We start from the raw sequence: 9,445 nt of genomic DNA, 5'->3' as shown, positions 1-9,445 counted from the left end.
GGCGCGAGCCGGCCCCCCGGTCGTTCGGGGACGGGACGCCACAGGCGGGGGCGAGGCATCGACGGCGCGGTCCTCCGCTGTCCGGCCGCGGCCCGCCGGCCGCCCGCTCAGCCCCCGATCACGCCCTCGGCGGCCGCGATCAGCGTCGCCCGCGCCGTCTCCTGGTCGCCGAGGTACCCGCCGACCATCGCGCCGTCGCGCAGCTGGACGAGGACCCGGGCGCCGTGGGCGGGGTCGGCGTGGCCGCCGGCCGTGAGCAGCGCCTCGAGCGTGTCGTGGAACCACGCGCGGTGCTCGTCGACGACGACGCGGACCGCGCTGTCCGGGTCCGGGTACTCCGCCGCGGCGTTGATGAACGGGCAGCCGCGGAAGCCGCTCAGGCAGATCTCGTCGCCGACGCCGGCGACGAACGCGCGGACGAGGGCCAGCGGATCGCCGGTGCCGAGCGCCTCCGCGGCCGCCGCGCCGCGGGTCCGGATGTCCACGTCCGCCGCCCGCAGGTACGCCTCGACGAGCAGCTCCTTGCCGGGGAAGTGGCGGTAGAACGTCGCCCGCGTGACCTGGGCTTCGCTGATCACGCGGTCGACGCCGACGGCGTGGACGCCCTCCGCGTAGAAGATCCGCGACGCCGTCTCCAGCAGGCGATCGCGGGCCGCGGACGGCTTCGGGGGAGCCGCGTCGGTGGCACTCGGAAGCATGGTCCGACCGTACCAGAACGACCGTTCTGTCGAGCCGCTTGACAACGCCCGGGAGGAGGAGCATGCTGCACGCAGACAGAACGATCTGTCTCCCACCGAACCGTCACCGCCGTCCTCCCGGAGCACCCCATGAGCGCCACCACCGACACCACCCTCGACGCCGCGGCCCAGACCGCCGTCGCCGCCGCCCCCGGCAAGCCCGACACGATCGTCCTCATCCACGGCCTGTGGCTGACGCCGCTCTCGTGGGAGCACTGGAAGGCGCGCTACGAGGCCGCGGGCTTCACGGTCGTCGTGCCGCGCTGGCCCGGCGAGGCCGAGGACGTCGACGCGGTGCGCGCCGATCCCTCGGGGATGGACGGCATCGGGATCACCGACATCGTCGACCACTACGCCGCGATCATCCAGGCGCTGCCGACCCCGCCGATCCTCATCGGCCACTCGTTCGGCGGGCTCTTCGTGCAGCTGCTGCTCGACCGCGGGCTCGGCGCCGTCGGCGTCGCGATCTCGCCGGCCGCGGTCAAGGGCGTCCTGGCCCTGCCGCCCGCCCAGCTGAAGGCGGCGTTCCCGGTCCTCGGCAACCCGAGGAACCGCAAGCGCACGGTCAAGCTGACGTTCGAGCAGTTCCACTGGGGCTTCGCCAACGCGCTGGACGAGGACGCCGCCCGCGTCGCGTACGACCGGTACCACGTGCCCGGCCCCGGCCGGCCCCTGTTCCAGGCCGCGCTCGGCAACCTCGTCCCCAACCCGCAGAACAAGGCGGACCTGAAGAACCCGGACCGCGCGCCGCTGCTGCTCATGAGCAACAGCCTCGACCGCACGGTCCCGGCCTCGACGGTCCGCGAGCTGCTGAAGCGCTGGAAGAAGAGCCCGGCCGTGACCGAGCTCAAGGAGTACGAGGGCCGTTCGCACTTCACCGCCGGCGAGCCCGGCTGGGAGCAGGTCGCCGACGACGCGCTGGAGTGGTCGCTCGCCCACGCCTGAGCGCCGCCGCGGCGCCCGCAAGATCCGCCGGTCGGAGGGGGCGGATCCCCCGTACCGGGGACGTGGGGCACCGCTCCGGGGGACGCTCACCCGCCCCGACGGAGGTGCCGTCGGGGCGGAGTGCTAGGGCAGCGTGCACCGTGCAAGCGCCGGGGATAGGCTCAGGGGTCTGCGACGCAGGGTCGCAACCCTCGATGGAGTGCCGCGAATGACCGAGCCCCTGGCTGCCGACTTCCCACCGGTTCCCGACGACGACTGGCGCGCCGCGGCGCTCAAGGCCGCGAAGGTCCCCGAGGACACCCCCACGGTGTCCCGGACCGAGGACGGCATCGAGGTCAACTGGCTCTACACGCGCGAGGACGCACTGGCCAGCGATCCGGGCGGCGTCCCGGGCCTCGCGCCGTTCGTCCGCGGGACGAACAGCGGCACCGGCGCCGACGAGGCCGCCTGGGAGATCCGCCAGCAGCAGGCGCACCCCGACCGCCGCGCCGCGAACAAGGCCCTGATGGAGGACCTCGAGGGCGGCGCGACCGCCATCGAGCTGCGCCCGGACCGCGCCGCGCGCGGCGGCCACGCCCCCGGCTCCGACGCCTTCGCGGCGACCCGCGGCGTCGACGGCACGATGGTCTCCACGGTCGACGACCTCGAGACCGTCCTCGAGGGCGTCTTCGTCGAGCTCGCCCCGATCGCCGTCGACGGCGGCGCTCAGGCCGTCTCGACCGGCGCGCTCCTGCTCGCCCTGCTGCGCCGCCGCGGCGTGGCCGACCGGGACGCGATCGGCTCGCTCCGGATCGACCCGCTCGGCACCCTCGCCGCCGAGGGCGCGCTCGCCCAGGACCCGGCCGACGCGATCGCCATGGCCGGCCGCATCGCCGCCGAGGTCGCCGAGACGTTCCCGAAGGTCCGGGCGCTGGCGGTCGACACCCGCGCGTACGTCAACGCCGGGGCGACCCCCGTCCGCGAGCTCGCGATCGCGATCACCACCGGCGTCGCGTACCTGCGCGCCGCCGAGCAGGCCGGGCTGCAGCCCGCCCGCGCCGCGACGCAGATCGAGTTCACGCTGACGGTCGGGACCAACCAGTTCGGCGAGATCGCCAAGCTGCGCGCCTTCCGCCGCCTCTGGGCCCGCGTGCTCGAGCTCTCCGGCGTCCCGGAGGAGGGTCGCCGCTCGTTCCTCACCGCCCGCACCAGCGACCGCATGCTCGCCGGCATCGACCCGTGGTCGAACATGCTGCGCGCCACGACCGCCGGCTTCGCAGCCGCGGTCGGCGGGGCCGAGGGCCTCACGGTCACGCCGTTCGACGCCGTCGTCGCCGACGCGGTCGGCGCCGCCGCCCCGGGCGGCCTCGGCCGCCGCATCGCGCGCAACACCCAGCTCGTGCTGCAGGAGGAGTCGGCCCTGCGTCGCGTCGCCGATCCGGCCGGCGGCTCCTGGTACGTCGAGTCCCTGACCGACGCGATGGCCCGCGAGGCCTGGGCGAAGGTCACCGAGATCGAGGCCGCCGGCGGCGCGCCGGCCGTGCTGACCGGCGACGCGCTCGCCGGCGACCTCGCCGCGCAGGCCGATCGCCGACGCGGCGAGCTCTCGCGCCGCAAGCGCGAGATGACCGGCGTCAACGTCTTCCCGCTCCTGGCCGACGACAAGGTCCATCCGGAGCCCGTCGACCGCGCGGCGTTCGTGCGCACCGAGAACGACCGCCTGGCCGAGCGGGGCCCGCTGCCCGACGGCGCGCTGGACCGCCCGTCGGTGGACGACGCCGCCGGCGACCAGCTCCTGGCCCAGCTCCTGAGCGCCGCCGAGGCGGGCGCCCGGATCGACGAGCTCGCGACGCTCGCCGGCTGGGGCCCGGTCACCGACCTGGACGCGACGGGCCTGCCGACGCGCCGCGACGCCGAGCCGTTCGAGCAGCTGCGCGCCGCGGCGGCCTCGCCGGCCGGAGGCGCAACCTCCTCCTCCGACCACGCGTCGGGAGAGGGCGCCGCCACGACCGCCGCCGACGCGGGCGTGGGCGGGGCCGAGGTCCGGGACGACGGCCCGCGGGTCTTCCTCGCCGCCCTCGGCCCGCTGGCCGCGCACGCCGCACAGGCCACCTGGGCGCAGAACTTCTTCGGCGTCGGCGGGCTGGCGACGATCCAGTCCGAGCCGCTCGACGACCCGTCGGCCGCGGGCGACCTGCTGAAGGCCGACGGCGCCGTGCTGGCCGCGGTCGCCGGCGGCCCGAAGGCCGAGGACGACGTGCTCTCGGCCGCGATCTCGTCGCTGCGGGACGCGGGCGCGAAGGTCGTCTACCTCGTCGGCGGGAACGACGAGCGGGCGCAGGCGCTCGGCGCCGACCGCGGCGTCAAGCAGGGCGTCGACATGATCGAGATCCTCGGCGACGCGCTGAGCACCCTCGACCGACCTGTCACCACCCGGACGGAGAGCGCGCGATGAGCAGCATCCCGGACCTCTCGCAGGCCACCCTCGGCGACGTCGAGCAGGAGCCCGTCAGCACGGCGAAGATCGAAGAGGTCGCGGCCGCCGCGGCCGGCCGGCCGGTCGAGGAGCTGCGCTTCACGGCGCCCGAGCAGATCGAGCTGCAGCCCGCCTACGGCTCGCAGGACTCCGAGGGCCTCGACTTCCTCGACACCCGGCCGGGCTTCGCGCCGTTCCTGCGCGGCCCGTACCCGACGATGTACGTCAACCAGCCGTGGACCGTGCGCCAGTACGCCGGCTTCTCCACGGCCGAGCTCTCCAACGCCTTCTACCGCCGCAACCTCGCGGCCGGCCAGAAGGGCCTGTCGATCGCGTTCGACCTGGCCACCCACCGCGGCTACGACTCCGACAACCCGCGCGTCGCGGGCGACGTCGGCATGGCCGGCGTGGCGATCGACTCGATCCTCGACATGCGCACGCTGTTCGACGGCATCCCGCTGGACAAGATGTCCGTGTCGATGACGATGAACGGCGCGGTGCTGCCGATCCTCGCGCTCTTCATCGTCGCGGGCGAGGAGCAGGGCGTCGACGTCGCGAAGCTCTCCGGGACGATTCAGAACGACGTTCTGAAGGAGTTCATGGTCCGGAACACCTACATCTATCCGCCCGCGCCGTCGATGCGGATCATCTCGGACATCTTCGCGTTCACGTCGCAGGAGATGCCGAAGTTCAACTCGATCTCGATCTCCGGGTACCACATGCAGGAGGCCGGGGCGAGCGCCGACCTCGAGCTCGGGTACACGATCGCCGACGGCATCGAGTACATCCGCGCGGGCCTCGACGCGGGCATGAAGGTCGACCGCTTCGCGCCGCGCCTGTCGTTCTTCTGGGCCACCGGCATGAACTTCTTCATGGAGGTCGCGAAGATGCGGGCCGGGCGCCTCATCTGGGCGAAGCTCCTGAAGGAGCAGTTCCAGCCCGAGAACCCCAAGTCGCTCTCGCTGCGCACCCACTGCCAGACGTCCGGCTGGTCGCTGGCCGCGCAGGACGTCTACAACAACGTCGTCCGCACCTGCGTCGAGGCGATGGCCTCCACCCAGGGCCACACGCAGTCGCTGCACACCAACGCGCTGGACGAGGCGCTCGCGCTGCCGACCGACTTCTCGGCCCGCATCGCCCGCAACACGCAGCTGTTCCTCCAGCAGGAGACCGGCACCACGGACGTCATCGACCCGTGGGGCGGCTCCTACTACGTCGAGAAGCTGACGCAGGAGCTGGCGACGAAGGCGCTGGCGCACATCGCCGAGATCGAGGAGCTCGGCGGGATGACGAAGGCGATCGACGCCGGCGTCCCGAAGCTCCGCATCGAGGAGTCCGCCGCCCGCACCCAGGCGCGCATCGACTCCGGCCAGCAGACCCTGGTCGGCGTCAACAAGTTCCAGCCGGCGGTCGACGAGCAGATCGACGTCCTGAAGGTCGAGAACGCCGAGGTCCGCGCCCGGCAGATCGAGAAGCTGCAGAAGCTGCGCGCCGAGCGCGACGAGCCGCGCGTGCAGGCCGCGCTGGAGGCCCTCACCGAGGGCGCGTCGCGCAAGTCCACCGGCGCCGGCGCCGAGGACGGCAACCTGCTCGCCCTCGCCGTGAACGCCGCCCGCGCGCACGCGTCGGTCGGCGAGATCTCGGACGCCCTGGAGAAGGTCTTCGGGCGCCACACCGCCCAGATCCGCACGATCTCGGGCGTCTACCGGAGCGAGGTCGGGACCTTGAGCAAGACGTTCAACGACACCAAGGCGCTCGTCGAGAACTTCGAGGAGCAAGAGGGCCGCCGCCCCCGCATCCTCGTGGCGAAGATGGGCCAGGACGGCCACGACCGCGGCCAGAAGGTCATCGCGACGGCGTTCGCGGACCTCGGCTTCGACGTCGACATCGGACCGCTCTTCCAGACGCCCGAGGAGGTCGCCCGCCAGGCCGTCGAGGCCGACGTGCACGTCGTCGGCGCCTCGTCGCTGGCCGCCGGTCACCTGACCCTCGTGCCGCAGCTCCGTCAGGCGCTGAACGACATGGGCCGCGAGGACGTGCTCGTCGTCGCCGGCGGCGTCATCCCGCCGCAGGACTTCGACGAGCTGCGCGCCGGCGGCGCGGACGCGATCTACCCGCCCGGCACCGTCATCGGCACGGCCGCCGGCGGCCTGCTGCGCCTGCTGATGGAGAAGCTCGACCTCGAGATCCCGACCGAGGGGCCCGCCGCGAAGGCCGCCGCCGTCCCGACGATCGACCCGGACGGCGTGGCCGATCCGGACGCCGCTCCGGCGGCCGAGGCGGAGACCGCGAGCTGAGGGCGGCGTGCGGCCCGGGCGCAGCCCGGGACGCTGGACCCGGGGCGGGGCGCGGCCCGCGCCCGGGGCGGGACCGGTCGGCGACCTGCGAGATCCGCCGAAGCCGATCCTCCTCGCCGCGGCTTGCTGGAACGCGCATGCGGAGCAGCCGGGATCCGCCGAGATCGCTGTGCACCCTTCGGGTTCGGCGGTCCGCGCAGGTGCCGATCGGGCCAACGGCGATGGTCGGAGGAGCCACAACGGGGTACGCGTGCGCCATGACGAACGCCCCGCACGTCCTCGAGGTGCCCGTCCCGGCCCCGCCGACCACGGAGCCGGGGACCGTCCCCGACCTGCCGCCGCTGGACCCGACCGAGCCGGTCCCGGACTTCCCGCCCGAGCCCGCGCCGGACCCGGCGCCGGCGCCCGATCCGGACCTGCCGCCGGATCCCGACCTGCCGCTGGACCCGGACCTGCCCGCGGATCCGGACCTGCCGCTGGACCCCGACGGCCCCGTCGGGCCGGACGGGCCGATCGAGCCGGAGCCCGGGACCGTCTGAGTCGGTGGCCGGGAGCGACGCGTCCCCGGAACCCGGGTCCGCGGACGCGCCGGCGAACGGGACGCGGCGGTCAGGCGGTGGCGCCCTCGCTCTGCGAGGCCACGAACTCCTCGGGGCCCTGGGCCGCCGCGGCCGGGTCCATCCACATGATCTGCCAGCCGTGGCCGTCGAGGTCGAAGAAGCTGCGCGAGTACATGAAGCCGTAGTCCTCGGCACCGTCGGCCTCGACCGCGCCCTGGGCCAGGGCGGTGGCGGAGACCGCGTCGACCTGCTCACGTGCGTCGACGCTGAAGCAGTAGAGCGCCAGCGCGTGGGTCCGCGGGTCGGCGAGCGGCAGCTTCGAGAACTCCGCGAACTTCTCGCGGGTCAGGAGCATGGCGAAGGCCTGCTCCCCGATCAGCATGCAGGCGGCGTTCTCGTCGGAGAAGGCCGGGTTGAAGGGAAAGCCGAGGGCGGCGAAGAACGCCTTGCTGCGCTCGAGGTCCTCGACCGGCAGGTTGACGAAGAAGGCGCGGCCGGCGTGGGCGGGGGTGGTCATGGTGGATCTGGTCTCCAGGTGGGGGTTCGGTGATGGTCTGCCTGCTAGACGGCGGCCCCCGGCGGAACTCATCGGCGTGGCCCGGAGTTGGCGCGTCGGCGCTCGCCGGCCGGACGAGCCTGCCGGCACCGGCATCGGCGGCATCGAGGAGCCCAGCGATGTTCGGCGTCCGCGCCGAGCACGGCGTCCGGTCCGAGTTCGACGGGCCGATCGCGCCGGCCCGCCTCGAGATCCTGTGCGACGTCGTCGTGGCCGCCGACCGCGACCCGGCGGACGGCGTCGGTGTCCTCGGGCTGCGCGTCGGCGTAGACGAGGACCTCGGCGTCGTCCGCGGTCCAGCGCTCGTAGCCGGCGCCCACCTGGTACGACCGGCCCTCGTCGTGGCGGAGCCGGCGGTGCAGGCGCTGCTCCAGGACGCGCACCCCGGTCGCGAACTCCGCCGACCTCGTCCCGAGCATCGACACCCCCACGGCCCCGGCCAGCCCCGTCGATCCGCACGGAGCCGACCTCCGGCGCGGCTTCCCGGAGCGTTCCGGCGTCGTGGGTGGGGGTGGGCTCCTGGTCGGGACGGTGCATACGACCCGTATCGGCAGGAGTCCTCGTTCCCCGAAGCCCGACCGTCACGAGTGACGAGATCCCGGTGCGCCGGAGGCCGTTCCGAGGCCGAGGGCGCCGGACGAGGCTCTCGCCCTGGTCCCCCGCCCCGGCTCGCACCTGCTGAGCCGGACGGCGGTCGGTCGGCTGCAGCTCGACGGGGGACGGTCGTGATCGCGCGACGCGGCGAGAGTCGGCGTCCGGAGGCCGCCGGCGTCGTCCACCTGTCCGCCGGCCTCCGCGGGGCGTGCCACCGATCCCGGCGGCCACCGGCCGGCCCGCGGCCCCGCGCGCGTCGGCCCCGACGGCTAGCGTCCCTGCCCCATGGCCCGCCCGCGTCCCACCGTCGACGAGCTCGAGGCCGGCCTCCTGGCCGGTAATCGGGCCATCCTGTCGCGCGCGATCACGCTGGCCGAGAGCCGCCTGCAGACCGACCGCGCGCTGGCCCAGGAGGTCATGGCGCGCCTCTTGCCGAAGACCGGCGCGGCGCGGCGGATCGGCCTGACCGGCGTCCCCGGGGCCGGCAAGTCGACGACGATCGAGGCCCTCGGCGTCTGGCTCGTCAACCGCGGCCACAAGGTCGCGGTGCTCGCGATCGACCCCTCCTCGACGCGCCAGGGCGGCAGCATCCTCGGCGACAAGACGCGGATGCAGGGCCTGTCGGTGCTGGACGACGCGTTCATCCGGCCGTCCCCCACGTCGGGCGTGCTGGGCGGCGTCGCGCGCCGCACCCGCGAGGCGATGGTCCTCTGCGAGGCCGCGGGCTTCGACGTGATCATCGTCGAGTCCGTCGGCGTCGGCCAGAGCGAGGCCGAGCTCGCGGACCTCGTCGACTGCGTCCTGCTGCTGCTCGTCCCGGGCGCCGGCGACGAGCTGCAGGGCATCAAGCGCGGCATCGTCGAGGTCGCGGACCTGATCGTCGTCAACAAGGCCGACGGCGACGCGGTGCGCGCCGCCAAGCGCGCCGCCGGCGACTACCGCCACGCCCTGCGGATGCTCCCCGAGGCCACCCCCGGCTGGAAGACCCCGGTCCTGACCGCCAGCGCGGCGGAGGGCATCGGCCTGGCCGAGATGTGGGACACCGTCGAGCAGCACCGCGCGAACATGGAGGCCTCCGGCCAGCTGGAACGGCGCCGCGCCGACCAGCAGCTCGGGTGGCTGCGCCAGCAGGTCGAGGAGGTCGTCCTCGCCGCCTTCCACGACCGCCCGGGCGTGAAGGACGCGCTGGCCGAGGCCCGCGACGCGGTGCTCGAAGCACGAGACATCGTCTTTCTTGAGCGTGCTCGAGGAATGCTTCGTGCCTTTGCCGAATGGGTTCGGAGTCGCGGCAGTAGCTCAGC

8 protein-coding genes are annotated in these 9,445 nt (G+C 74.1%); 5 read left to right on the top strand and 3 right to left on the bottom strand.

The window, feature by feature from the left end:
- Nucleotides 1-107 precede the first annotated feature (107 nt).
- On the bottom strand, nucleotides 108-698 hold the full coding sequence (locus AB0L40_RS24205; RefSeq protein ID WP_364360751.1) for a TetR/AcrR family transcriptional regulator: 591 nt from the start codon (nucleotides 696-698) through the stop codon (nucleotides 108-110).
- A 129-nt stretch (nucleotides 699-827) separates the two neighbouring features.
- Between AB0L40_RS24205 and AB0L40_RS24200 the strand changes: the two genes are divergently transcribed.
- The 4 genes from AB0L40_RS24200 (at nucleotide 828) to AB0L40_RS24185 (ending at nucleotide 6,973) form a co-directional block, all read left to right on the top strand.
- Nucleotides 828-1,682 (top strand): alpha/beta fold hydrolase, encoded by an 855-nt coding sequence (locus AB0L40_RS24200; RefSeq protein WP_364360749.1) that lies wholly within the window; start codon nucleotides 828-830, stop codon nucleotides 1,680-1,682.
- Between the two features lie 208 nt (nucleotides 1,683-1,890).
- Nucleotides 1,891-4,116 carry a methylmalonyl-CoA mutase family protein gene (locus tag AB0L40_RS24195; RefSeq protein WP_364360747.1) on the top strand — a complete coding sequence of 742 codons (2,226 nt, stop codon included), beginning with the start codon at nucleotides 1,891-1,893 and terminating at the stop codon, nucleotides 4,114-4,116.
- Nucleotides 4,113-6,434 (top strand): methylmalonyl-CoA mutase, encoded by a 2,322-nt coding sequence (gene scpA / locus AB0L40_RS24190; RefSeq protein WP_364360745.1) that lies wholly within the window; start codon nucleotides 4,113-4,115, stop codon nucleotides 6,432-6,434. Before AB0L40_RS24195 ends, scpA begins: the two co-directional genes overlap by 4 nt.
- Before the next feature lie 257 nt (nucleotides 6,435-6,691).
- Entirely contained in the window at nucleotides 6,692-6,973 is a 282-nt protein-coding gene (locus AB0L40_RS24185; protein ID WP_364360743.1) for a hypothetical protein, read from the top strand.
- Nucleotides 6,974-7,043: 70 nt separating this feature from the next.
- On the opposite strand, the gene AB0L40_RS24180 is transcribed toward AB0L40_RS24185, so the two are convergent.
- Both AB0L40_RS24180 and AB0L40_RS24175 read right to left on the bottom strand, forming a co-directional pair.
- On the bottom strand, nucleotides 7,044-7,511 hold the full coding sequence (locus AB0L40_RS24180) for a VOC family protein (protein WP_364360741.1): 468 nt from the start codon (nucleotides 7,509-7,511) through the stop codon (nucleotides 7,044-7,046).
- Between the two features lie 68 nt (nucleotides 7,512-7,579).
- On the bottom strand, nucleotides 7,580-7,969 hold the full coding sequence (locus tag AB0L40_RS24175) for a hypothetical protein (protein WP_364360739.1): 390 nt from the start codon (nucleotides 7,967-7,969) through the stop codon (nucleotides 7,580-7,582).
- 460 nt (nucleotides 7,970-8,429) lie between these two features.
- Here AB0L40_RS24175 and meaB point away from each other — a divergent pair.
- On the top strand, nucleotides 8,430-9,445 hold a 1,016-nt coding region (meaB, locus tag AB0L40_RS24170), incomplete at its 3' end, for a methylmalonyl Co-A mutase-associated GTPase MeaB (RefSeq protein ID WP_364360737.1).

Origin of the sequence: Patulibacter sp. NPDC049589, from assembly GCF_040675535.1 — a bacterium.
Lineage (GTDB): Bacteria > Actinomycetota > Thermoleophilia > Solirubrobacterales > Solirubrobacteraceae > Patulibacter.
Note: the sequence above shows the minus strand (reverse complement) of the source record. Positions and strands in the feature narration are given on the sequence as shown.

Excerpts from the sequence above, each read along its gene's own strand:
- AB0L40_RS24205 (WP_364360751.1), bottom strand. The coding sequence starts at position 698 with ATGCTTCCGAGTGCCACCGACGCGGCTCCCCCGAAGCCGTCCGCGGCC.
- AB0L40_RS24200 (WP_364360749.1), top strand. The coding sequence starts at position 828 with ATGAGCGCCACCACCGACACCACCCTCGACGCCGCGGCCCAGACCGCC.
- AB0L40_RS24195 (WP_364360747.1), top strand. The coding sequence starts at position 1,891 with ATGACCGAGCCCCTGGCTGCCGACTTCCCACCGGTTCCCGACGACGAC.
- scpA (WP_364360745.1), top strand. The coding sequence starts at position 4,113 with ATGAGCAGCATCCCGGACCTCTCGCAGGCCACCCTCGGCGACGTCGAG.
- AB0L40_RS24185 (WP_364360743.1), top strand. The coding sequence starts at position 6,692 with ATGACGAACGCCCCGCACGTCCTCGAGGTGCCCGTCCCGGCCCCGCCG.
- AB0L40_RS24180 (WP_364360741.1), bottom strand. The coding sequence starts at position 7,511 with ATGACCACCCCCGCCCACGCCGGCCGCGCCTTCTTCGTCAACCTGCCG.
- AB0L40_RS24175 (WP_364360739.1), bottom strand. The coding sequence starts at position 7,969 with ATGCTCGGGACGAGGTCGGCGGAGTTCGCGACCGGGGTGCGCGTCCTG.